Origin of the sequence: Streptomyces sp. NPDC053427, assembly GCF_044544985.1 — a bacterium.
Lineage (GTDB): Bacteria > Actinomycetota > Actinomycetes > Streptomycetales > Streptomycetaceae > Streptomyces.
On record NZ_JBITYA010000018.1, the window covers coordinates 26,986 to 47,179 of the forward strand.

The following is a 20,194-nucleotide window of genomic DNA, read 5'->3' on the forward strand; positions in this document are numbered from 1 at the left end:
ACCCTCATCATCCCCGCAGGCGGCGCCAGGCCCGATGCACCGTGGCAACATCGAGCCCCAGCTCGTGTGCGATCGTCCGGAAGGGCTCAGGCGGTTTCAGCCCGCGGCGCCGGACGATCTCTACCTCGTGCTCTTCCGAGCACACTGTCCACCCGCCCACATCAGCCCGCTGGGCCGGGGGCTCTGTGACGTGCCGCCATGTGATGCCCAGTACAGCATTGCGGACCGCGCCTTCCGAGACGCGATGCTCTCTGGCCAGCCGCCCCATTGTCGTCTGCCCGGCGCGGTAGAGGCGGCGCATCTGCGCCACGGTGGCCTCGTCCAGCCTCGCGTACGTAGGCGAGAGGTTCGTCTCCGGCTGGGGCGGCGCTACGGGGGCGGGGTCGGTCACGGAGCGCCATGTCCAGCCGTAGGCGGCACCAGCCACCGTCGACCAGCTCACACCAAGGTCCGCGGCCCACCGGGCAACGGCCCCGTGGTCGCGGGCGGCGTCATGGCGGATCTGCGCGACCAGGGCAGGGTTGAGCTTCGTACTGCGGGCCTTGGGGGGCGAGGAGGTCATCAGGGCTCCAGCGAAGGGCGACTGTTGGTGGGTTGCGAGCCCTCCAGGGCTGATGATCCGACCACACTAGCGCGTGAGGATCTGGTGCGAGGTGTACTTGCGCGAACCGCCTGGCATCGACCCTCCCGTTCGACCGGGCGGGAGGTAGCGGACGGGCTGCGTGCGAGGTCACCTGGTGGGCCTGCGCAGGACCACCACCGTCGCATCGTCGCGGTACAGCTCCCCGGTTTTCGCGTCTTCCTCGCCCTCGGCCGCGGCGACGAGCGCGTCTGCGAGGGCCTGCGGGGCTGCGGTGTACTTCCGGCACAGGTCGTCGGCCGTTTCCGGGGCTACCTGGTCCGAGATTCCGTCGCTGACGAGCAGCACCAGGGGGATGTCTTCGGGGATTTCGAGCTGGCGGCACGTGACCTCGCTGGCCTGGGCCAACCCGAGCCTCGCCCAGTTGTCCTGGGTCGCCGCGATCTCGATGGGAACGCCGCCATTCCAGCGCAGCCACTCTCCCATCGTTTGGTCCGTGGACCACTGGGTGAGTGTGGTGCCGTCCCACCCGTACGCCCGGCAGTCGCCGATCCAATGGATGGAGGTGGGATGGCCCGGCTCCATGCAGGCGTAGACGGCGGAGGCATGCGGCGGGCGGTCGTATGCGTCGGCCATCCTCCCGGCGGTGGTCAGGCCGACGAGCCCGCCCATGGCCATCCCCATGAGGGTGATCGCGGAGGGTGCGTGCCTGGCGAAATCAACGACTTCCTCGTGGTGGCCGGCACCATCCACGACGGCCGCGCACACCCGGTCGCCCCTTCGATGGACATGGACGCCGTCCGCGCACGGCGGCTCGGTCCCCGCCCGCTGGGCGACTCCGACCGTTACCTCTGCGGGCGCCGTGGTCTCCTCGATGTCCTGCACTGCGGACTCCTTCCGCCGCGGGCCCAGCCCCGGCTCCGTGCCGGACGAACGTGGTCGCCGTTCATCCGCTCCATCAAGGGGAATATCGGGGCATTTACCTTGCTCGTTGCGGCTGTTGACGCGATTTCGACTGATTCCGTCTGGAAAACGGCGGTGGATCGGTACAGCGCCGGCGCCGGGAACGCCCTTTGGTCAGGCTGGGATGAGGGTGCTGACGCGGTTTCCGTGGTGTCTCAGGCGATCAGGCCGCGGCGGCGCACGTGCGGTTCGTAGACGGCGAGCAGGATGCCCTCGGCGCGGTCCGGCGACTTCATCCCGCGCGCCTTCATCTGCTTCTTGGACTCGACGACGGAGTGTCCGCCGGCGTTGTTGCCGAGGTTGGGGGTGGTGAGCTGGATGCCGGCCTCGCGATCGACACGCAGGCGTAGGCGGCCCGAACCGGTGGCCGGGTCGGGCTGGAGCAGCGCGCGCGTTGCGAGCCACATCTCATCCCTTTTGCGCCAGGGCCTCATAACCGCGCCCGGGTCGTCGCGGTCTGGGGCTTCGGAGACCATGACGCCGATGATCTCCGAGCTGTGCTTGCCGTTGTCGCCCCAGACTTCGAGCATGCCGACAGCACCGTGGCCGAGGCCGTTCTTGTCCACCTTGACGTGGACCTGCGCGGTGGAGCCGAGGGCCTGTGCCAGGCGCTCTGCGGCGTGGACCTCTTCGAGGATCTTCTTGGCGACCTTGACCTGGTTGTCGTTGGCGGCGCCGCTGGAGTGGTGGCGGTGCTCGATGGCATCGCCGACGATCCGGTAGATCGTGAACTCGTCGCCGCCGTCGGCCGCGACGTCCACGCCGAGGCGGACCCAGGAGCCGTGCTGGACCGTGTGCGTTGCGGTCTCGCCTTCTAGGCCGAGGTCGCACAAGCGGGCCCAGCCGGGGCCGGTGGGGTCCTCGTTCTTCTGGGCGTCCTCGACCCAGGTGACGGGAATGACCTTGCCTCCGCCGCCCTTCGGGAAGCGCGCATACACCTTCGCCTCGACGTACGGGTGGTCTTCTCCGTACTCCCGGATCGTGCGGTCCACCCAGTCCATGTCCGGCAGGTGGAGCGCGAGGGAGTGCTTCGGTACACCCGCGGGGCAGTCGTTGCAGTACGGGACGCGTTCCTTCGTGATGGCGGGGGAGTCGAATGTCGCGATCGGCACGGTGACGGTGGTGGGCTCCTCGGGGCTGTCCCCTTCGTCGCACAGGCCCTCGAACCAGGAGCGGGGGTCGTCGGCCGGCGGGTTGCCGATGGCGAGCATGCGCGCGTCGCCCGTGAGCAGATTATTGGTGCCGTTGCCGATCCCCCTCGCGATACCTCCGGCCTCGTCCACCACGATGAGGAGCTTCGGCGTGCCGTGGATGCCCTGCATGGCTGCCTCGTCGCCCTCGGGCGCGGTGAAGCCGTAGGCGACCACCACGTCGTTGCCGTAGTTGTCGGGCATCTTCCACTGGGTGGTGTCACACCATCCGGGCAGGCCCGCGCGGGCGACCGTCTTGCGGATGTGGGGCCACAATTGGTTCCTGACCTGCCGGAACCGCGTCGCGGTGGTGACGATGACCATGGTCCCGGCGGGGTTCACGGCCCCGGCCCACGCAACGAGTCGACCGGCGATCCAGGTTTTCCCGACACCGAAGCCCGCGGGGACCGCGATCCGCTTGTGGAAGGGGACCGCGTCCACGATCTCTCGCTGCTTGGACCAGATCGACTCCCCCAGCACGTCTTCGATGAAGCCGCTCGGGGTGTCGTGCCACAGGCCGTACATGGTGCCGGTCTCGCGCTCGACCTCGGTGAGGACGTGCGCCAGGTCCGCGGGGTCGAGTGTCTTGATCGCTGCCCGACGGACCGGAACGGGCGCGCGGAGCAGCATGTCGGCGATGCTGGCGGCGTCGCTGGAGCGCACGCCCTGGCGTTGCTCTTTAGAGGCGTGGGCGGCGGCCACGACGGGGGTGCGGGTGTTCGGTGCGGCCATGGGCGCACGGTGCGTTCCGCGGCTGGTTTGCGTCGCGGGCTGGAATGGCTGCGGCCCCCGTCCGGTCTCGTGCCTCCGCTGCGGCCACCGGGGGGAGTTCGGTGGGAGCGGTGCACGATCGGGGACGGAGGCCGGCGGTGTGAGGTGGGGCGGCCCCCGGGGGGGGTGGGGGCCGCCCCGGGTGGGGTGGTGACCTACCTCGTGAGGGGTGACTGAGGTCCCTCACCGCCATAGACGGAGTGGGGTCTCCAGGCGTTACAGGTCTTCAGGAAGATTCTTCAGCGCGGGTTCACGACGCGGTGCACGACCGACACATCGCGGTCGATGAACTCGGCGATCCGGGTGTATCCCCACTCGTACGGGGTGGCGTTGAGGACCAGGATCGCGGCGTCGCGGATCTCGACGGCCGCGGAGTGCCGAGCCTCTGCTGCCTCGTACGCCGCGGCGATCTGCGGCAGCTCCTCGGCGGCGCCCTTCAGGAGCGGGACACCCGCGGCGCGGGCCGCGGCCGGCTGCTCGGGCCGCGGCGGGAGGTTCGCGTCCCGGGGGAGCCCGAGCGCCCGCTGCTGCACTCGCACCAGGCCCTGGCGGGAAATGCCCGCGGAGGCATACACGGCGCGAGCGGTCGTGTAGAAGGCGAGGCTGTTCAGCGCCTCGTCGCGCTCGGGAAGCAGCGCGGCCTTCTCCTCCTCAGCCTGGTCGACGGCTTCGGCGGCCAGGCGCAGCCGCTCCTCGGGGCCGGCCGCGAGGGTGGCGAACTCGGCGCGGATCTCCTCGGTGGCCGTACGGCGGACTTCGTCGAAGTCGGGGCGTTCCATGGCGGCGACACGGACACGGCCGCCGGCGGTGCGTACTGCTTCGTGCGCGGCTTCCAGGTGAGCTAGCGCGGCGTCGCGGCGGGCTTCGGCTTCCTCGTATCGGGCCGCGAGGGTGGTGGCCTGGTCGAGGAGGTCGTCCGGGTGGGGGAGGCCTGCATCCTGAGCGGCCTGGTTCCGGTCCCTGGGCCACGGGGCTGGGGTGTAGGGGTCCTTGAGCAGGCCGAGGGCGGCGCCCGCGATGCGCTTCATCTGGTTGTAGCCGATGCCGAAGCGCTGGTGGAGGTTGGGGCTGGGCTCGTACAGGGCGGACGCGGCGATGAACTGGTCACGCTCGCTCTTGAGTGACGCGAGTTCCATGTACGCCTGGTCGCGCAGTTCCTCGGCGTGAATGCGGCGCTGGAAGGGGTCGTTGATCCCGGCAAGTTCGCGGTCGACCTCTGCGGATGCGCCGGCGCGGAGCTTGTCGTAGTTGATGGTGCTGCTCATGGCAGTATCCCGATTCCCGGGGGCGCGCCGGTGGGCGCTGGTGGCAGGGGCCTCCCCTAGCCGTTCATCCTTCGGCGGAAACTGTACACCACCTCAAGAGGATGTGGGTTCTTCTGGCCGAGGACGCGCAGCGCGAAGAGCAACAGCTTGTCCCCGGCCGGGGGGGGGCAGTCACCGGTCCTACTCCAGGAAGGCTTGGTATTCGGTCGCTCTGCCCAGGCGGGCGATGTAGATCGCGGAGCGGAGGGGCAGCGCCCGGCCGATCACGCGGTGTCTCCTGGGCGGACGCGGGAGCGGGACCCGTCGGCGTGCAGCACGTACTCGGCGCCGCCCGGGTAGGTGACGGTCATTTCCCCGGGGAGCATCGGGCGCCGGATCTTCCAGCCGTGGCTGTAGGACTCGCGGGGGTGGTCCTCGAACCAGGAGTTGCACGTCGTGCAGGCGAGCAACAGGTTGTGCGGCTGGTTGATCCACTCCTCGCGGGAGGAGCCCATGCCCCGGTTGACGCGGTGGTGGATGGTCAGGCCGTTGGTGCTGTTGCAGCGGACGCAGCGCCCGCCGTCGCGGTCGTGGACAAGCTGGCGGACGACGTCTGTGGGGCCGGTACGGCGGCGGCGAGGGGCCACGGCAGGCTCTCCGTCCTGCTCCCACGCGCCGGGCCGCCGAGGTGACGGCCGCGGGGGAGCGGCGGGAGCGAGGACGGGAACATGCACGTCGGAGGGGCTTAGCGTCCCGGCGTGGCCGCCGCGGCTTCCTGCTCGTCCTCCTGGCGCTCGCGGGCGGTGGAGAGGGCGTCGAGGAGTTCCACTGCGTAGCCGACGGGGACGTAGGCGACGTAGACCCGGCCGACGCCCTTCGTGCCGAGGACGACTTCGTATTCGGCGCCCGTCGAGTCGTCGTCGTAGGCGTAGCTGCCGGGCCCGGCATCCTCCAGGGGGCCGTCGGCGCCGTCGAACCAGGCAATCCCGAACAGCTCGTCGACTCCTTCGGCGATGACTGCGTTGGGGACGTCGTCGAGCTCGACGGTGGCCCGGTGGTCGTTGTCCACGCACACCTTGCCGTCGCCGAGGTCGTTCGGCTTGTCGATGGTGAGCGTGACCGGGCAGCAGTAGGAGGGGGTCTTGGACGGCGCCAGGCCGGGCAGGGCGAGGCCGAGCACGTTGACCGCGCGTTCGTGGGTCAGGTCGAAGGCTTCCTTCCATTCGAGGAGCGCCTTCTCGACTGCGGGCTTCATGGTGGTGTTTCTCCGTTCGTCCGTCCCGGACTGGCCGCGCGGATGCGACCGCCCGGTGTGGAGCGGGCTATGGCGGAGAAAGGTGCCGGCTGATCGTGCTTGCGTCCCGGGGTGAGGCCGCTTGCTGGCCGAGATTTGTGCTGGTCACGACTCTGCCCGCAACAGGCCCACCAGGGTCCGTCACAGGCAGAGTTCGTCTTCTTCCTACGTCTGTGTTGGGTACTTCTTGTTTACATGCGCCCCAGCGCATCAGGCCTCATGCGGTGCAGCGCACGTGACCAGATGCGCTGTAGCGCACGTGGATTTCACCTCATGCGCTGTGGCGCATGAGGAAACCCTCGTACGCCACAGCGCATGAGGTGGTGAATCAGCAGGTCAGATGCGGTCCGCGCGATTGCGAGTGAAGCGGTCCATGATGCGGCCGAGCAGGGACCGGCGGTGGGGCTCGCCGACAACGATCACCGGGGCAACGGGCTGGGATGCCGGGTCGCTGCTGGCCTTCTCCACACCGACACCCACCGTGGTGACGGCCCCGGGCGGAAGCGGTCCCGCCTCGATGACACCTGCCGGGACCTTGTCCGGCGCGGCGGCCGGCTCGCTGCCCGACTTCCGTGCCTCGTCTGCGACGCCGACACGCAGCCGCAGCGTGGCGCACCGGACCTCGAACTCGGAGGTGCCGCCGCCGGCGTCGAGCACCTTGCGGCCGACGCTGAGCCAGCGGGCGAAGGTACCGGCGGAGATCCCGGAGGACGCCGCGGCGTCGGCGCGGCTCAGGTTCGCCTCAACGGCCTGGACGAGGGAGTCGACCAGCTCAGGCGTCAGCTTGGACGGGCGGCCACGGGTCGGCGAAGGGATGTTCGTCATGGCGCGGAACGTAGAGAGACCGGGTGCTTAGTGTCGCCCGCTGCGCTGCGGCCCCGGTGCCGGGGACGGTAGGGAGCATCGAGCCGCATGGTGCACGGCCTCCGGGGCGCAGCGAGCGCCCCCGCACCGTGGAGGACCCTCCGTGCCCCGACCGCACCCGGATGCCGCCCCGGGGAGCCCTCGACTGCACCTCGTACCGCTCCGTCAGAAGGACGCGCGCGAATTCGTCGCCGCCTGGCACCGGCACCACCGGCCCCCACCCGGGGCCGTGTTCAGCGTGGGCGCAGCCGACGATGACGGCGTACTGCGCGCGGTCGCGATGGTGGGCCGCCCGGTGGCCCGGATGCTCGACAACGGCCAGACGCTGGAGGTCACCCGGACCGCGACAGACGGCACGGCCAACGCGAACTCACTGTTGTACGGCGCGGCGTGGCGGGCGGCGCAGGCCCTCGGCTACACGCGGCTGATCACGTACACGCAGGCCGGGGAGAGCGGCGCGAGCCTGCGCGGCGCCGGGTGGCGAGTCCTCGCGCAGCGCCCGCCACGGCGGGGATGGGACTGCCCCAGCCGCCCCCGCGCGTCCCGGGGCGTCGATCAGGTCGCCCGAACTCTGTGGGAGGCCCCTGCCGGGCCGTGAGGCGCCCCGCCCGTCCCATCAGTCACTTCAGCCTCGAAAACGCGCAGTAACGCCGTTGAGCGCGGTCTTTGCGACCCCAGACCAGAGATGCCGGGCCCACGCGCCCAGGGCCGAGGAGCCCGGCGTGCGGGCCCTTCGCATGTCCCCACTGGCCCGGAGGTCAACTCGTCATGTTCGCAACCCTGTTCATCCTGCTGTACGGGGCTCATTTGCTGTCCGACTACGCACTTCAGACGGATCACCAGGCTGAGCGGAAGGCGCAGCGGAGCGCGGCCGGCTGGCGGGCGCTGCTTTCCCACGCAGGAACGCACGTCGCTGCTTCGGCGGTCGCGCTCATCGCCGGGGCGGCCCTGCTCGACCTGCCGCTGACGCTGCCCGGGGCGGGCGGCGTGCTCGCCTGGGTAGGCCTGTCGCACGGATTCATCGACCGGCGTTGGCCAGTTCAGTGGTGGATGGAGCGCACCGGCAGCGCCGCCTTCTTCCAGAAGGGCGGGGCGCCGTTCGTGGACCAGACGGCGCACGTCACGGCGCTGTGGCTCGCCGCTCTGGTGGCCGCCGCGTGAAGTGGGGCGCGAGGCTCCGGCAGGGGATTCGAACCCCTCGGTGGCACCGGGGGCTGGTGTACGTGGCGGGCCTCAGCCCGTCCCCGCCCCGCTCCGTTGGTGCGCAGAGCCTCGCGTACGCCCAATGATCGCAGGCCGCGTCCGGTCGGGGCAACGAGATCGTGGTCACCGCGCTGACAACGCAACGCGCCCTGGACGACAAATCAGTCGTCCAGGGCGCGCGGGGTGCAGGTGGTCAGCCGGTGCCGCCGAACAGGCCGCCGTTCCCCGATCCGCCGGTCCCTCCACACGGCGGTGTGGTGGGCTCGGCCGTCGGCTCCTTGGTCGAATTGGGTGCGGTGGTCTCCATGGGCGCGTCATCGCCGACGTCGGCACGGGCGCCACGACACTGTGTCGGGCCCGGGTCGGAGGGGGTGGGTGTCGGGTCACCCCCTCCGCTGTCGCCGCCCGGCGCACACTCAGGGTCGAAGATGTTGCAGCTCGCCGACGGCGACGGGCCGGGGCTCGGGCTGCTGCCGTCGCTGCCACCGAATGCGGCATAGGCAGCGAGGACTGCGCCGACGACGACCAGGGCCACGCCGACCATGAGGGCGACGAGCCGGCCGGAAGGCTTGGGCACGGACATGAGCAGGTGTTCCTTCCATGCGGTTGCAGGACCGCCGGAGAGTGCACGGCCGGGCCGCCTTGTGGCGCGGGCTCCCAACCGCCCCGCGGATTCCCGGGCGCAGCGTGGGCGCTGGCCTGCGCCTACGCTCGAAGGGTGAACGACGAGACGATCCCCGAGCCGACGGAGGCGCGCCCCTGGCGGCAGTCCGAGGACGGGCCGGAGCCGAAGGTCACAACGTGGCCGCCCGGTGACCGCCCGGCGCTGCGGGTGTGGTCACACGGGAAGTGGCGGTACGCGCCGGTGATGGCCCGCCAGGACTGGGCCGATGGCCGGGTGTTCTACCAGGTGTCCATCGACCTGACCGGGGGCACCTCGGTGACGGCACGCATGTATCAGTGGCCGCAGCCGGGGCTGCGGGTTGCGCACGGCAGCTGCTCAGAGCCGGTGTCGGGCGCGGCGGCGGTGGCACGCGGAGACATGCCCCGTGCCCGGCCCCACCGACGGGCGGAGGGGCCGGAGGGGCGTCCTCCTACAGGCTCGTGAACAGCAGCTCGGCGCAGCGATAGCCGTTCCACGGGGTATCGGTGAGCAGGGCGCGGACGGGGCGGCCGTCAATGAGCAGGTCGACGACGGAGCCGACGGTCGCCGAGTGGCGGAAGGTGATGACGCGCTCGGTGCCGAGCAGAGCACTGGGATTGCTGATGACGTACGTACGGGCAGGGAGCTTGGCCATGATGGCGAGCCTCCGATGGAACGGCGCCCCTGGTGGGCACCCTCACCCCTTGAGCCGCGCTCCGGACTGGTCAGACAGGACCGCCCGAAGGAATCACCTCTTGGCCATGCTCGGCGGCCTCGGGGCCGGAGCAGCGGGCACCTTGGGGCGGGCGGCCGGGGCCTTTGCGCCAGGCTGCTTGCCCGTGGGCAACTTGCCCTTCGTCGAGCCGCCCGGCTTCTTCGTCGCGGCCGAGTGGCCGTCGCCCTGGTGATGCGTGCCGCTGCTCGTCGTCGCACCGTGCTCGGCCCCGTACAGGACGCAGGGCCCCTGCTCGTCGACCACCGTGTCGACCGTGCCGTACCGCGAGACCGGGCAGCGCGGCAGGGAGTCGTCGTCGCCTCCGCTGAGCATCACGGCGAACAACGCCACGAACGTGATGGCCATGGCGCCTATGACGAGGCAGCCAACCGAGTTCGGGCGGCGGGATCTGTCGGAGTGCATGGGGATGGCGCCTTTCATCGAGAGACGGACCGTGTGCGGAGGGAGTACCACCTGGTGGTCGGAGTCGTAGAGGGTCATGCGGCGCTGGTCCTTCGGACAGAGGTCAGGTGGCGGGGACGCGGCACCGGGGCCGGCGGGCGGGTCGGCCGCGCGGTGAGCTGCGCGGACACCTCTGCCATCCAGGCCTGGAATGCGTCGGGTGCACCACAGCCGGCCCGGCGTACTAGCGTCCACACCTGCTCGGCCGTTGCGAGTCCGGGCAGGCTGTTCGGCGACTCGGGGAGTACCGGACCGGCGGGGAACCGCACGGTCAGGGCGGCGGCCACATCGCGGGTGAACCAGACGGGTTCGCCGCCGCGTTGCCGGGTGCGGACCTTGAAACCGTCGTAGAGGAACACGCGGGTGATCGACACGTCTGGTGTGTCCTTTCCGGGGCGCAGCAGCACCACGTAGACGGAGTGAGGGGACGAATCCGCTACACCCCGCCGCGCGGGGCGGCGGGGTGGGGAGTCGCTGTTCAGAGCGAGTTGGGGCCTTCGACGGTGAACACACCCGTGGCCAGGTCCACGAACAGGTGCGCGCCGTGGAGAGGTTGGTCCGCATCAGACCGGGCGGCGAGCAGCGCACGGAACCGTTCGTCCTGCTCGGCGAACTCATCGTCTTCGTCCTCCGGGAACTCGAACTCCCCGACGGAGCCGTCGGCACGGTGGACGTAGTAGCTCTCCTCGGCCCAGCGGACGCCGCCGCCGTTCGGGTCGGTCACGAACTCGGCCTTGACGGCGTCAGGCTCAGGGCCCTCCCAGGTGGGGTTCCACTCCCGCAGCAGGGCCAGCAACTCGGCGTCATCCCGGCGGCCCGCCTCCCGGGAGAACAGGGCCGCCACGGCGTACAGCTCCTCGCGGGTCCACTCCTTGACCAGGGGGAGGACGTGCTCCTCGTCGGCGAGGAACACGGGGTCGAGGCGAGCGAACGTGATGCCGCCGGGGGCGTAGCGGGCCGGGGTCGGCATGCGGGTTGTGCCGACGTCGATGGTGTCGCCGGGGAGGTTCATGCGTGGGTTCCTTCGGGGAGTTCGGGGAGAGCGAATCCGGCGGACTCCAGGCGCGTCACGAGGTCGTTGGCGTCCAGTCCGCCGAAGTCGTTGGACTCGGTGACGTACTCGGCGACGATGCGGAGGATGGCGGCCGGCTCAGGGTCCGGCCATTCCAGCTCGCAGCGCTTGAAGAACAGGCCGAAGTACGTGGCGTGGTGGTCTTCCTTGGGCCCGTGCGGGGCGAGATCGCACGTCACGTCCACGTCCGCGTCCTCGTCGCGGCCGGGCGCGCCACACAGGGCGTCGGGCTCTTTCACGGACCCTCCAGGGGCGCGGCCGGGGCGCAGCGTGGCCGCGCCCCGGGCGGGGCGGGTCAGCAAAAGTTGGCGCGGATGATCTCGGCTATGTCCTCGCCGACGGCGCGCAGCTCGTCCGGGTAGGACGGCGCACCGTCGGGGAGGTCGATGGTGACCCGCTTCCCGTCGGGGTCGTCGTTGAGCACCACCACCAGGTCGTCCCACTCGTCCACGAACACGCGCAGCGTGGGGACGTCGGGGCCCCAGAGCTTCCCGTACGCGCCGATGTACCCGGACTCGGAGCCCCAGCCTTCCCCGAGGGCGGTCGCGGCCTCCCGGGCGTACTCGCTGATGGTGTACGCGTACTCGGTGCTGCGCGTGTCCTCGGCCGGTTCGGTGAACGGGGAGGGGATGACGACGCGGAGGGTGTCACCGACCTGCGGCCGGTCGAAGTCGCCGATCTCCACCAGGGCCTCGGAGACGAACGAGCGCTCGAAGTCTTCCCCGTACGTCTGCCCGACCGGGGAGTCGGTGAAGAAGGCGGTCGTGTCCCAGGTGGCCCACGCCGGGCCGTCGTCGTACTCGGTGGTGACACGGAAGCTGATCGCGGCCGGGCGGCACACCTTCGGCCGGTCATCGAACCAATCCGTCAGCGCGGAGCGGAGGTCTTCCAGGAGGGTGCCGTACTCGTACCGGGGCGGGGTGACGTCCTCGGTCCACAGGCGCGGCTCGTGGCAACTGCCACACGCCTTGAGGTCCAGGGTGTTGAGTTCCTTGCAGACGCAGCGCCACAGCAGGCCCGTGAAGGGCCCGAGGTCGGTGAGTGCGTGCTGCTGGGAGAGGAAGGCGGCGCTCATCAGGCGGCCGAAGACCTTGGCAGCGAAGTTGCGCGGCATGGTTGCGGTGTTCACGGGGGTGTCCCTTCAAGGGGCCGACCGGCGCGCGGCCGGGCGGGGAGGAAGTTCAGGCGGGGAAGGCGACGAGCGCGGCGTCCAGCTCGGCGAGCAGCGGCCGGACGAACGTGCGGGCGAGCGGCATGTCCGCGTCGCGCCACGTGGGCTTGGACCGGATGGCCTGCCAGTGCTCTTCGGTCATCACGATGGCCGGGGCGTCCTCGCAGTCCGGCACGGTGCCGGGGGTGTGGGCGCCGGTGATGTCGACGTGGGCGCCATCGGGCCGGGTCACGACGACGTGGCCGATCCGGCACGGGCACTCGTCCTCGTCGACCCCGGTGCACATCGAGTCGTTGCCGAAACAGTCCGAGGTGAGTAGCGCGGTGGTGGGCCACCCGGTGACCTCGTGGAGTGCGAGGGCCAGGGCGTGGCATTGGCCGGTGGTGAACGCCTTCCGGGCGGCGTCATCCAGCCGGCCGGGGGTCACCTCGAAGGTCCGGTGCCACTGGCCGAGCACAGTGACCGGCTGGTCGGTGGGGAGGCCGAACGCCTCGGTGAGCGCGCTCATCACGGCGTCGAGCTGTTCGTCCGCCTCCAGGGCGTAGGTGAAGCGGTCTTCGTCGTAGGCGGGCAACTCGTACTCCGGGATCTCTCCGTCGTCGTCGACGTACGTGCTCAGGGCGACGCGGTGGGCGGCGTCCATCGCGCGGTAGTCGGCGATGGCGGCGTGGACGACGGCGACGGGGGTCAGGTTCGTGGTCATGACGTGGTGGTTCTCTGGGCCCGGGGCGTTGAGTCCGGGGCGTTCGCTGGCCCCGGGTCCGGGGCACGCAGCTCGGCGAGACGGGCGGCCACGGCGCGAGCGACGGTCCCCAGGTACTGGGCGTGGCTGCCGGTGCGCTCGGCGAACCGCTCGTTGGCCAGGGCCATGAAGCGGTTGTTCGGGGCGCCGCTGGCGCTCAGGAGCGTGGAGAGCTGTTCGGGGGTCGCGGTGAGGAGATCCGTCGCCATCTCCGTGATGACGGGGTGGTCGGCGAGAGCCGTGACGGACCGGTCGAACGCGGGGGAAAGGACGGTGAGGGACACCGGGTCTCCGATCAGGCGAAGCGCTGTTCGTGTGAGGCCCGGGAGAGTGCAGGGCGGGAGCGGCTTACGTCGCGTGCTCCCGCCCGGCGGGTTGTCAGGCGGTGACGCCCGCGATGGCCTGGAGGATGCTGAAGCGCTTCTCGGGACCCTGGCCGGCTGTGGCCCGCTGGGCGCACGCGAACGCCTCGCGCTCCTGCTCCGGCGTCAGGCCGTGCATCTCGCTCAGGATCTCGATAGCGGGCGCCTCTTCTGCGATGAACCGGTACCAGGCGGCGTGCGGGCCGTGGGTCTCCCAGTGCTTGCGGGCCCGGCTCAGGGCGTGCCCGGCGCTCACGGCGTCGGTGAAGCCGTAGCGGGACAGTCCGGCCCCGTCGAGACGCCGGTCGATGACGTGCCAGTCGTGCCCCGCGCGCAGTCGCACGGTGGGCATGACCGCGTGCACGGGGAAGTCTGCCCACTGCTCGCCAGTGAGCGGCTTGTCGGTGTGGAACAGCACTTGCCACGAACCCGGGGCCTTGCCGAGAACGGGCGCGGCCTGCTCGTACGCGGGGGCGAGCGCATCGCGTGCCCCGGTCAAGAGATCGTCCCAGCGGTCGGTGTCCAACTCGCCTGCCGCAGCGAGGCGGTTGATGTGCTGCCAGGCGCTGAGCAGCGCTTCGGGCATGGCGTCGTTGGTCTCAGCGTCGTCCCGCCCGTAGTAGGCCCCGGGTTCGGCGCCGATCTGCCCCCACACGTCGGACGGGGTGAACTTCTGTCCGCCTTCGCGAGCCGGGATGAGCGCGTTCTCTTGGAGGCCGTCAACGAGCCGGGACGCGGCCGGGTGAACGTCCGCGAACAGGTGCGCGGCGATGTCGCACTGCTCCTGCTGCTTCGCCTCGGCGCGCTCCGCCTCGTACGCGGCCTGTTCGGCGGCCCGCTTCTGCGCCTCCGGGTGGGCGGCGACCTTGGTCTCGGCCTTGGCGCGGCACCGGTCGTGCAGGTTGGACAGGGGCCACCGGTCGGCGTCGCGCAGGGTGCGGAAGAAGGTGTCGTTCTCGCGGTGGCTGCGGGCGCGGATGCTGCGGTTGCACAGGGCGCGGCCGTCGTCGCCGAACGCGTGCCAGAGTTCGAAGCTGGAGTCAGTGAGGGACCAGACCTTGGAGTCGTCCAGGTACGAGGTCCAGGAGGGATTGACGGACACAGTTGTCCCCTTCTGGTGGATCGGAGCGTTTGCTGTCCGGCTGCTCATGCCGTCCAACAAGGAAGACTGTACACCATGCCAAAGCGTGGTCAACGGGGGACGGCCACACCGACTTCCCGCAGATGAGCCGCCGCCGCTCCCCGCGCTCCGAGCCGGGACAGCGCGGGCACCCGCCACCCGCAGGAGCACGCGGCCACCGACGAACCGTCGTACATCTGGTTTCCCTTGCGCTCTCGCCCCCCGCCCGAGTAGCCCCGATCCAGCGGACGGAACCAGCCGGACGGCTCACTCGTCCGCGTCAGGTGCGCCGCTTCCGGGTCGCACAGCAGCCGCAGACCCGCGTCCGCCACGGCGGCCACGCGCCAGGTGTCCCACCCCGAACCCTCCAGGCGTACGGACAGCGTCACCCCGCCGGCTCGCGTCACCTCCACCCGTCCGTCTGGCCACACACGGGCGGACGCACCGGGCACGCTCCACCCCACCGACCCGTCCGACTGCCGGGGTATCCCGTTCGCGTGAGTCCGCGTCATCTGCGACACCAGCCGCACCGACTCGGGCGGAGCGTCCGGGTTGTGGTGGTCGCCGCGCTCCGGCGCGTGCTCAGCGACGGCGGACAGCCACGCTGCGGCGTACGGGTACGCGGCCGGGCGCAGCGTCGCCAGGGCCACCCGCCCCATGCCGTCGGCGGAGGCCTGCCGGGCGGGGACGGCCGCGCGGACGAATCCCCGCTCGGGGTCGCGGCCGTACTTCCGGAAGCGCACCGGGCCGTGCGGCGTCGGGTGCTCGATCGTCTCGCGGTTCGCCAGCAGGGTCAGGCCAGGCATCAGGAGGTTCCTTCCAGGGGGAGGGGAGCGGCGGTCAGGAGCAGGGGCGGGGGTGGACGCGCGCACGGGCCCGCTCCAGCAGGGCGGCGCGCTCCTCGGCGGGGATCGGCAAGAAGTGCGCGGTGAAGTCGTACGGGCCGTCACCGGCCGCCGGGTACCGGTGCACGGCAAGTGTTCCCCCGGGGAACAGTTCACTCGGCGTGCTGATCTCGAACACGAGACGGGAGCGGCCCATGCGGCGCACCCACGCGTACGTCACGGCGTCGTGCTCGGGCGCTTTGAAGCGGCGCGGCCCGATCGACAGCCGGTAGCGGGTGCATGCCGTCGGCACCCCGGGGTGGTCATGCTCGCCCTTCCAGTGCCCGCACCGGGCGCAGCACGGTGTGAGCGGCGGGCGCTCGCAGGGCACGGCGACGAACATTGGGCCGAGGACCCCGGGCACCATGCCCGCGCTCTGACCGAACGTGAACCGCACGGTGTCGTCCGGCTCCAGGGCGGCGGCACCCTGGGAGTGAAGCGCGGAGGCGAGAAGGGAGCGGAGCAGTGCGCCGGATACCGGCACCGCGGCGCCCTCGCGGTCTGCGTTGCTCAGCGCGTACGCCGTGCCGGTCGCGTCGAGGGGACGGCCGATCGCGTGCGGCACGTCGACCTGGGGGACGGTGGCGGTGATCATGAGCGGTTCCTCTCTGGCGGGGCGCGCCCCGGGCCGGCTGCCGGTCACCGGGGCGCAGCGGGCGGGGTCAGGAGCGTTCGAGGCCGAGGGTCAGGAGGTGCGACTCCTCGCGGCCCCGGGAATACAGGCCGTCGAGCAGGAGCGGCAGAGATGCGGCGGCGTCGACCTGCCGGTACTCCGTCGCACCCTGGGCGAACGCGGCTTGCCCGGCGGTGTGGGGAACGTGGTCCCCCCACTCGTCCCACGACCACAGTCCGCCGATCTCGTACCGGCCGTGCGCGTCGGGCTTGACCGTCTGGGTACCGCCGTCGCCGTCGTGCTCCTCGGTCCACGTGAACGTGAGCGTGCCGTCCTCGGCGAACGTGGCGGAGATCCCGCAATCGTCCCGCTCCATGTCCCGAACGATCATCTCGGCCGTGGCCCGGGTGAACAGGTGGGCGCTGTACGGCGTCCACACGGACGAGCGCGGCAGGGCTACGTACGGGCCGTAGCCGCTCCCCTCCACGGTGAAGAGCTGAATGCTCAGCCGGGTGCCGTCAGTGTCGATGGGGACGGTGACGGGGGCGGTGGTAGTCATCGGTCGTTCCTCTCGGGAAGGTGTGGGGAGGGTGCCAGGTGGCGGGGGCTTGCGGCCCGGGGTCGCCGTGGTGACCCCGGGCCGGCTGTCGTGCTCAGCGGCGGGGCGGGACCGGGGTGTAGTGGTGGGTGGCGGCCAGCCATTCAGCGGGCGTGCGGGTATCCCGGTCGTAGGTGCCGACGTTCCGCCACCCGGCGTCCGTGATGCGGTACTCCTCCACCCCCCACGGGCGGTCGATGGCGACGATCAGGGAGCCGTCGTCGTCACGGGCGAACGCGGGCTCGACATTCACCGTCTCGGTGGCCACGGCGATCTGCCGGGCCAGTTCGGCCTTCGCTGCCTTGAGGGTCGAGCCGCGCCCGAACATGAAGCGGCTCAGCGTGACGCGCCACAGCTCCCTGCCGACTCGGGAGGGGCGTTGCACGGCGATGTTGGGCAGGGGGATGGAGACGGTCTCAACGGACACAGACATGGGAGTGCCTTTCAGGGTGTGAGGGAGCGGGGCGCGGCGCGGGTGCCGCGCCCCGGGGCTGTGCGGAGTCAGGAGGCGGCGGGGGTGAGCGCGGGGCGCTCCAGGTGGATGTGCGTCGGCCAGAGGCGACGGGCGCCGTACGTGGCCTTGGCGTACGTGTGCGCGTCCGCGATCAGGTCATCGGTGATGCGCCGGTTGATCGTGGGCGCCATGCCCTTGTGCGTGCCGTCGAGGATGCGGACGGTGAGCTTGGACCGGCCGCCGTTGTTGATGAAGTGCAGCCGGGTCACCGTGCCCGGGACGTACGCGCGGTCTACGTCCCACCACAACCAACCTTCGTGGTCGTCGTCGGCGGGGGCAGCCAGCCGGCCCGGGGACTTCACGGGCTCCGGCTCCGGGGCGGGCGCGGCCTCGAACGCCGGATCGGGCTCGACGACCCCCAGATCGAACCAGGACTCGAAGTCGTCCAGGTCCAGCACGGGGCGCGCCGGGGGCAGGGCGGACGGGCCCGGGGCGACGCGCAGCGTCAGCGTGTCGCCGGTCTCCGGGCGGCGCAGGTCGGCCAGATCGTTCAGGAAGTAGCCGAGCCGGATGCACGGGTAGCTGAGGTTTTCCCTCTCCGTGCCGTCGGCGCACCGGGTCAGGGTGTGCGTGACGTTGCCCCACTCGATGCGGGAGCCGAAGGGGTGCGCGGTGAACTGGACTTCGGTGACGCTGCCGGGGCGGTCGGCGTACATGTTGCGCAGCTCAGTCACGGCGGCGTCCAGGAGGAACGCGGCGGGGTCGGACAGGTCGAACCGGGGGAGTCCGGCGGCGTCCGCGTCGCGCTCGAAGTCGCCGAGGATGCACACCACCTTGAGGTTCGAGCGGTCCCACGGGCCGCCGGGGTAGCAGTAGTGGCCGGTCTCCCCTGCCTCGAATGCCAGGTCCAGGAGCGCGGGGCGCGCCGTCTCCGGGGTGTCGGGGTGCAGCGCACGGGCACGGGCGTACGTCGACAGGGCGAACAGGTGGGTGCGGGGGTTCAGCGCGTTCACGGCGGTCTCCGGGGTGTGAGGCGGGAAGGATCGGGGCCCGGGGCGGGGTGGTACGCCCCGGGCGGGGCGGTCAGTGGTGGGTGTTCGCGTCCGGGTCGGTGCCGTCACACGAGCCGAACACGCCCGGGGCGCCTCGCCACTCGATGCCGATGAAGCATCCGGGCCGGCCAACGGTCGCCCCGGCGTTCGCGCCGCTGTACGTGCTGGTGAGCGATGCGAGGAGCAGGAGCAGGACAGCGGCCACGGCGCCAGCCACGGCGGCGCGCATTCGGCGTCGGGTGATGTGCGGGCGGATCATCGGTCGTCTCCGTTCGGGGGAAGGGTGGGGCGCAGCGGGCGTGCCGCGCCCGGGTGAGCGGGCGTCAGCGGGCGTGCTCGGCGCACGCGTAGATCGGGATGTACCGGTCGGCGTGCGCGGCCTTGACGAAGCGGTCCAGGGCTCCGGGCTCACCGCACGGCGGGTAGCCGAACTGGGTGGTGGTCCCCATCGGTTCGCCCGTGATGGCGTTGGAGTAGGGCACGGCGCGCCACGTCGCGCCGCACGGCCGGTGCGTGTAGTGCGGGACGTCGTTCGGGTCGGTCGTCACGTCGATGACGTCGGCGGGGGCGGCGGCGGGGTCGCGGGGAACGGTGACCATGTCGGGCACGGCGGAGCGTCCTGTCTGGCAGCGGGTGAAGGGGAGGGTGGCCGGGCGGCGGCGGAGGGGGGATTCATGCCGGCCGCCCGGCCGGATCGCGGGGCGCGGTGCGCTCTACGCGGCGGGGGCGTACTCGGCGACGAACGGCGCGGTGCGGTTGTACTTGCTCGCCCCAGCGGTGAGCGCGGGGTCCGTCGCGCGGTAGACGTTCACCTTGATCCAGCGACCGTTGGGGTAGCCCTTACACGGTGCGGTGCGCTTGCGGGTCTGGCGCGGCTGGTGGCCGTGGTGCGCGGCGCGGTACTCGCTCACGATGTACCGCCCGGCCCACGAGCCGTACTTGCTGACGTCCTCGGCCTGCATGCCGAGACCGGTCAGGAAGTCGCTCACCTTCACGCGCTGCGTGGCGTCGCGGTGCGCCCGGTTCTCGGCGCGGAGGGTGCGGAGCCGAGCGGCGGCGGCGCGGCGGCGGGTACGGCGTTCAGCGGCAGCAGACACAGAGGTCTCCCCTTGTTTCCGGAGCGTGGGGCGCGCCGGTTGCTCGGTCCGGCGCCGCCCTCTCGGTCGGTGTGAACACCACTGTACATGACCACGAACCAAACTGACAACCAATGCAAGACAAGAAGAAGCGTTACCCCTACAAGGGCCAGTAAATAGCGGGATTCAGATCGGGTGTTGACGCTTCACGCTTGGCATGGTGTACAGTTCAACTCGTTGGACGGCACGAGCGAGCCGGACAACACCAACGCTCCGAACCCATCCAGAAGGGGACAACTGTGTCCGCCACCCTGGCCAAGCCCACCGACACCCCCGCGCACATCGTCGACACCACCGACGGCGAACCGCTGTTCGTCACCGTCACCCAGCTCTCCGACGGCCGCGTGAGCGGAGTGGAGATCACCGACATCCAGCCGGCCCCCGACGAGGTGTTCCCCGGCAACTACCGCGCCACCGTGTGGACCGCACCCCTCTCCGAGTACGAGGGCGACCCGTCCACCGCCGTGAAGGTGCTCGACCTCGCGATGAACAACCACTACCGCGGCGACGACTGGCACGGCTGGAGCGAAGGGGAGCGCGCAGCAAAGGCGTTCCACAACGACACGACCGGCGAGCGCGCGTTCCTCCGCAACGTCGAAGCACAGGTGATCAGCGCCGGATACCTGGACATCTACACGGGCATGGTCGCCTGCCACGACTACGGCCTGATCGTGGGCGACCCCGGCGCAGAGCACGTGATCATGAAGTGGCGCGATGGCTGGAGGTGGGCCGCGCTCGACTACATCGACATCGACGGCTGGTACATGCAGCCGGGCACCATCGCCCCCGCCGACGCGTCCCCCTGCCAGGTCGCCACCGCGATCATCACCAATCTCGCGTGCTTCGGGCTGGTCGACTTCGAGCACCTGCCGCTCCGGCACCGGGCACACATCTGGCGCGTGACGTTCTCCCTCCGCCCCCGCCTGCACCGGCTCCGCTACCGCATCACCCGGGCCCGCCGACGGATCACCGTCCGCATTCCGCGCCGCTGACCCCGGCCCGGACGCGCCGTCGCCCCCGGCGCGTCCGGCCGGACCCCCGGCGCACCGCGCCCCGCACTG

29 protein-coding genes are annotated in these 20,194 nt (G+C 71.1%); 4 read left to right on the forward strand and 25 right to left on the reverse strand.

Features of this window, described 5'->3' with window-relative positions; all coding sequences use genetic code 11:
• Positions 1 to 7: 7 nt before the first annotated feature.
• The 7 genes from ACIGWZ_RS36970 to ACIGWZ_RS37000 all read right to left on the reverse strand — a co-directional run bounded on the left by ACIGWZ_RS36970 (position 8) and on the right by ACIGWZ_RS37000 (position 6,867).
• Complete coding sequence (locus tag ACIGWZ_RS36970) at positions 8 to 562, reverse strand: hypothetical protein (protein WP_400072016.1); 555 nt, start codon at positions 560 to 562, stop codon at positions 8 to 10.
• Between the two features lie 168 nt (positions 563 to 730).
• Positions 731 to 1,465, reverse strand: a complete 735-nt coding sequence (locus tag ACIGWZ_RS36975) for a hypothetical protein (RefSeq protein ID WP_400072018.1) — start codon at positions 1,463 to 1,465, stop codon at positions 731 to 733.
• Between the two features lie 233 nt (positions 1,466 to 1,698).
• Positions 1,699 to 3,465, reverse strand: a complete 1,767-nt coding sequence (locus ACIGWZ_RS36980) for a hypothetical protein (RefSeq protein WP_400072019.1) — start codon at positions 3,463 to 3,465, stop codon at positions 1,699 to 1,701.
• A gap of 278 nt (positions 3,466 to 3,743) precedes the next feature.
• Positions 3,744 to 4,769, reverse strand: a complete 1,026-nt coding sequence (locus tag ACIGWZ_RS36985) for a hypothetical protein (protein WP_400072021.1) — start codon at positions 4,767 to 4,769, stop codon at positions 3,744 to 3,746.
• A 263-nt stretch (positions 4,770 to 5,032) separates the two neighbouring features.
• Positions 5,033 to 5,395 (reverse strand): HNH endonuclease, encoded by a 363-nt coding sequence (locus ACIGWZ_RS36990; protein ID WP_400072023.1) that lies wholly within the window; start codon positions 5,393 to 5,395, stop codon positions 5,033 to 5,035.
• 98 nt (positions 5,396 to 5,493) lie between these two features.
• A complete protein-coding gene (locus ACIGWZ_RS36995; protein WP_400072025.1) occupies positions 5,494 to 6,003 on the reverse strand; it encodes a hypothetical protein in 510 nt (169 codons plus the stop codon).
• Positions 6,004 to 6,378: 375 nt separating this feature from the next.
• Positions 6,379 to 6,867: a hypothetical protein gene (locus tag ACIGWZ_RS37000; protein ID WP_400072027.1), complete on the reverse strand. Its 489-nt coding sequence runs from the start codon at positions 6,865 to 6,867 to the stop codon at positions 6,379 to 6,381.
• A gap of 142 nt (positions 6,868 to 7,009) precedes the next feature.
• Here ACIGWZ_RS37000 and ACIGWZ_RS37005 point away from each other — a divergent pair, with 142 nt between their 5' ends.
• Positions 7,010 to 7,504, forward strand: coding sequence for an XF1762 family protein (locus ACIGWZ_RS37005; RefSeq protein WP_400072029.1), 495 nt, complete (start codon positions 7,010 to 7,012; stop codon positions 7,502 to 7,504).
• 170 nt (positions 7,505 to 7,674) lie between these two features.
• Entirely contained in the window at positions 7,675 to 8,067 is a 393-nt protein-coding gene (locus ACIGWZ_RS37010) for a DUF3307 domain-containing protein (RefSeq protein WP_400072031.1), read from the forward strand.
• A gap of 235 nt (positions 8,068 to 8,302) precedes the next feature.
• Here the strand turns inward: ACIGWZ_RS37010 and ACIGWZ_RS37015 are convergent, their stop codons facing one another.
• Complete coding sequence (locus ACIGWZ_RS37015; protein WP_400072033.1) at positions 8,303 to 8,692, reverse strand: hypothetical protein; 390 nt, start codon at positions 8,690 to 8,692, stop codon at positions 8,303 to 8,305.
• A 135-nt stretch (positions 8,693 to 8,827) separates the two neighbouring features.
• Between ACIGWZ_RS37015 and ACIGWZ_RS37020 the strand changes: the two genes are divergently transcribed.
• Entirely contained in the window at positions 8,828 to 9,217 is a 390-nt protein-coding gene (locus tag ACIGWZ_RS37020) for a hypothetical protein (protein ID WP_400072035.1), read from the forward strand.
• On the opposite strand, the gene ACIGWZ_RS37025 is transcribed toward ACIGWZ_RS37020, so the two are convergent.
• From ACIGWZ_RS37025 to ACIGWZ_RS37105, 17 genes are all read right to left on the reverse strand, one after another.
• Positions 9,204 to 9,407 carry a hypothetical protein gene (locus tag ACIGWZ_RS37025; RefSeq protein WP_400072037.1) on the reverse strand — a complete coding sequence of 68 codons (204 nt, stop codon included), beginning with the start codon at positions 9,405 to 9,407 and terminating at the stop codon, positions 9,204 to 9,206. The two genes, ACIGWZ_RS37020 and ACIGWZ_RS37025, sit on opposite strands and share 14 nt — an antisense overlap.
• Positions 9,408 to 9,500: 93 nt before the next feature.
• Positions 9,501 to 9,968: a hypothetical protein gene (locus tag ACIGWZ_RS37030; RefSeq protein WP_400072039.1), complete on the reverse strand. Its 468-nt coding sequence runs from the start codon at positions 9,966 to 9,968 to the stop codon at positions 9,501 to 9,503.
• Complete coding sequence (locus ACIGWZ_RS37035; protein ID WP_400072041.1) at positions 9,965 to 10,303, reverse strand: hypothetical protein; 339 nt, start codon at positions 10,301 to 10,303, stop codon at positions 9,965 to 9,967. Before ACIGWZ_RS37035 ends, ACIGWZ_RS37030 begins: the two co-directional genes overlap by 4 nt.
• Before the next feature lie 104 nt (positions 10,304 to 10,407).
• Positions 10,408 to 10,941: a hypothetical protein gene (locus tag ACIGWZ_RS37040; protein ID WP_400072043.1), complete on the reverse strand. Its 534-nt coding sequence runs from the start codon at positions 10,939 to 10,941 to the stop codon at positions 10,408 to 10,410.
• Positions 10,938 to 11,240, reverse strand: a complete 303-nt coding sequence (locus ACIGWZ_RS37045; protein ID WP_400072045.1) for a hypothetical protein — start codon at positions 11,238 to 11,240, stop codon at positions 10,938 to 10,940. The genes ACIGWZ_RS37040 and ACIGWZ_RS37045 overlap by 4 nt, the downstream gene beginning before the upstream one ends.
• Positions 11,241 to 11,296: 56 nt before the next feature.
• The gene (locus tag ACIGWZ_RS37050) at positions 11,297 to 12,130 is read right to left on the reverse strand and encodes a hypothetical protein (RefSeq protein ID WP_400072047.1); all 834 of its coding nucleotides are present in this window, start codon (positions 12,128 to 12,130) and stop codon (positions 11,297 to 11,299) included.
• A 52-nt stretch (positions 12,131 to 12,182) separates the two neighbouring features.
• Complete coding sequence (locus ACIGWZ_RS37055) at positions 12,183 to 12,875, reverse strand: hypothetical protein (protein ID WP_400072049.1); 693 nt, start codon at positions 12,873 to 12,875, stop codon at positions 12,183 to 12,185.
• A complete protein-coding gene (locus ACIGWZ_RS37060; protein WP_400072051.1) occupies positions 12,872 to 13,198 on the reverse strand; it encodes a hypothetical protein in 327 nt (108 codons plus the stop codon). The genes ACIGWZ_RS37055 and ACIGWZ_RS37060 overlap by 4 nt, the downstream gene beginning before the upstream one ends.
• 94 nt (positions 13,199 to 13,292) lie before the next feature.
• Complete coding sequence (locus ACIGWZ_RS37065) at positions 13,293 to 14,378, reverse strand: hypothetical protein (RefSeq protein ID WP_400072053.1); 1,086 nt, start codon at positions 14,376 to 14,378, stop codon at positions 13,293 to 13,295.
• An 89-nt stretch (positions 14,379 to 14,467) separates the two neighbouring features.
• On the reverse strand, positions 14,468 to 15,202 hold the full coding sequence (locus ACIGWZ_RS37070) for a hypothetical protein (RefSeq protein WP_400072055.1): 735 nt from the start codon (positions 15,200 to 15,202) through the stop codon (positions 14,468 to 14,470).
• Positions 15,203 to 15,236: 34 nt separating this feature from the next.
• Positions 15,237 to 15,875: a hypothetical protein gene (locus ACIGWZ_RS37075; RefSeq protein ID WP_400072057.1), complete on the reverse strand. Its 639-nt coding sequence runs from the start codon at positions 15,873 to 15,875 to the stop codon at positions 15,237 to 15,239.
• A gap of 67 nt (positions 15,876 to 15,942) precedes the next feature.
• Positions 15,943 to 16,452: a hypothetical protein gene (locus ACIGWZ_RS37080; RefSeq protein WP_400072059.1), complete on the reverse strand. Its 510-nt coding sequence runs from the start codon at positions 16,450 to 16,452 to the stop codon at positions 15,943 to 15,945.
• A gap of 94 nt (positions 16,453 to 16,546) precedes the next feature.
• A complete protein-coding gene (locus ACIGWZ_RS37085; RefSeq protein WP_400072061.1) occupies positions 16,547 to 16,924 on the reverse strand; it encodes a hypothetical protein in 378 nt (125 codons plus the stop codon).
• A gap of 68 nt (positions 16,925 to 16,992) precedes the next feature.
• Complete coding sequence (locus tag ACIGWZ_RS37090) at positions 16,993 to 17,958, reverse strand: hypothetical protein (protein ID WP_400072063.1); 966 nt, start codon at positions 17,956 to 17,958, stop codon at positions 16,993 to 16,995.
• A gap of 70 nt (positions 17,959 to 18,028) precedes the next feature.
• On the reverse strand, positions 18,029 to 18,256 hold the full coding sequence (locus ACIGWZ_RS37095) for a hypothetical protein (RefSeq protein ID WP_400072065.1): 228 nt from the start codon (positions 18,254 to 18,256) through the stop codon (positions 18,029 to 18,031).
• Positions 18,257 to 18,320: 64 nt separating this feature from the next.
• Positions 18,321 to 18,605 (reverse strand): hypothetical protein, encoded by a 285-nt coding sequence (locus ACIGWZ_RS37100; protein WP_400072067.1) that lies wholly within the window; start codon positions 18,603 to 18,605, stop codon positions 18,321 to 18,323.
• Positions 18,606 to 18,710: 105 nt separating this feature from the next.
• Entirely contained in the window at positions 18,711 to 19,094 is a 384-nt protein-coding gene (locus tag ACIGWZ_RS37105; protein WP_400072068.1) for a hypothetical protein, read from the reverse strand.
• Between the two features lie 278 nt (positions 19,095 to 19,372).
• Between ACIGWZ_RS37105 and ACIGWZ_RS37110 the strand changes: the two genes are divergently transcribed.
• Positions 19,373 to 20,125 carry a hypothetical protein gene (locus tag ACIGWZ_RS37110; RefSeq protein ID WP_400072069.1) on the forward strand — a complete coding sequence of 251 codons (753 nt, stop codon included), beginning with the start codon at positions 19,373 to 19,375 and terminating at the stop codon, positions 20,123 to 20,125.
• The last annotated feature ends 69 nt before the right edge of the window (positions 20,126 to 20,194 follow it).

Excerpts from the sequence above, each read along its gene's own strand:
- ACIGWZ_RS36970 (WP_400072016.1), bottom strand. The coding sequence starts at position 562 with ATGACCTCCTCGCCCCCCAAGGCCCGCAGTACGAAGCTCAACCCTGCC.
- ACIGWZ_RS36980 (WP_400072019.1), bottom strand. The coding sequence starts at position 3,465 with ATGGCCGCACCGAACACCCGCACCCCCGTCGTGGCCGCCGCCCACGCC.
- ACIGWZ_RS36985 (WP_400072021.1), bottom strand. The coding sequence starts at position 4,769 with ATGAGCAGCACCATCAACTACGACAAGCTCCGCGCCGGCGCATCCGCA.
- ACIGWZ_RS36995 (WP_400072025.1), bottom strand. The coding sequence starts at position 6,003 with ATGAAGCCCGCAGTCGAGAAGGCGCTCCTCGAATGGAAGGAAGCCTTC.
- ACIGWZ_RS37000 (WP_400072027.1), bottom strand. The coding sequence starts at position 6,867 with ATGACGAACATCCCTTCGCCGACCCGTGGCCGCCCGTCCAAGCTGACG.
- ACIGWZ_RS37010 (WP_400072031.1), top strand. The coding sequence starts at position 7,675 with ATGTTCGCAACCCTGTTCATCCTGCTGTACGGGGCTCATTTGCTGTCC.
- ACIGWZ_RS37015 (WP_400072033.1), bottom strand. The coding sequence starts at position 8,692 with ATGTCCGTGCCCAAGCCTTCCGGCCGGCTCGTCGCCCTCATGGTCGGC.
- ACIGWZ_RS37025 (WP_400072037.1), bottom strand. The coding sequence starts at position 9,407 with ATGGCCAAGCTCCCTGCCCGTACGTACGTCATCAGCAATCCCAGTGCT.
- ACIGWZ_RS37030 (WP_400072039.1), bottom strand. The coding sequence starts at position 9,968 with ATGACCCTCTACGACTCCGACCACCAGGTGGTACTCCCTCCGCACACG.
- ACIGWZ_RS37040 (WP_400072043.1), bottom strand. The coding sequence starts at position 10,941 with ATGAACCTCCCCGGCGACACCATCGACGTCGGCACAACCCGCATGCCG.
- ACIGWZ_RS37055 (WP_400072049.1), bottom strand. The coding sequence starts at position 12,875 with ATGACCACGAACCTGACCCCCGTCGCCGTCGTCCACGCCGCCATCGCC.
- ACIGWZ_RS37070 (WP_400072055.1), bottom strand. The coding sequence starts at position 15,202 with ATGCCTGGCCTGACCCTGCTGGCGAACCGCGAGACGATCGAGCACCCG.
- ACIGWZ_RS37075 (WP_400072057.1), bottom strand. The coding sequence starts at position 15,875 with ATGATCACCGCCACCGTCCCCCAGGTCGACGTGCCGCACGCGATCGGC.
- ACIGWZ_RS37080 (WP_400072059.1), bottom strand. The coding sequence starts at position 16,452 with ATGACTACCACCGCCCCCGTCACCGTCCCCATCGACACTGACGGCACC.
- ACIGWZ_RS37085 (WP_400072061.1), bottom strand. The coding sequence starts at position 16,924 with ATGTCTGTGTCCGTTGAGACCGTCTCCATCCCCCTGCCCAACATCGCC.
- ACIGWZ_RS37095 (WP_400072065.1), bottom strand. The coding sequence starts at position 18,256 with ATGATCCGCCCGCACATCACCCGACGCCGAATGCGCGCCGCCGTGGCT.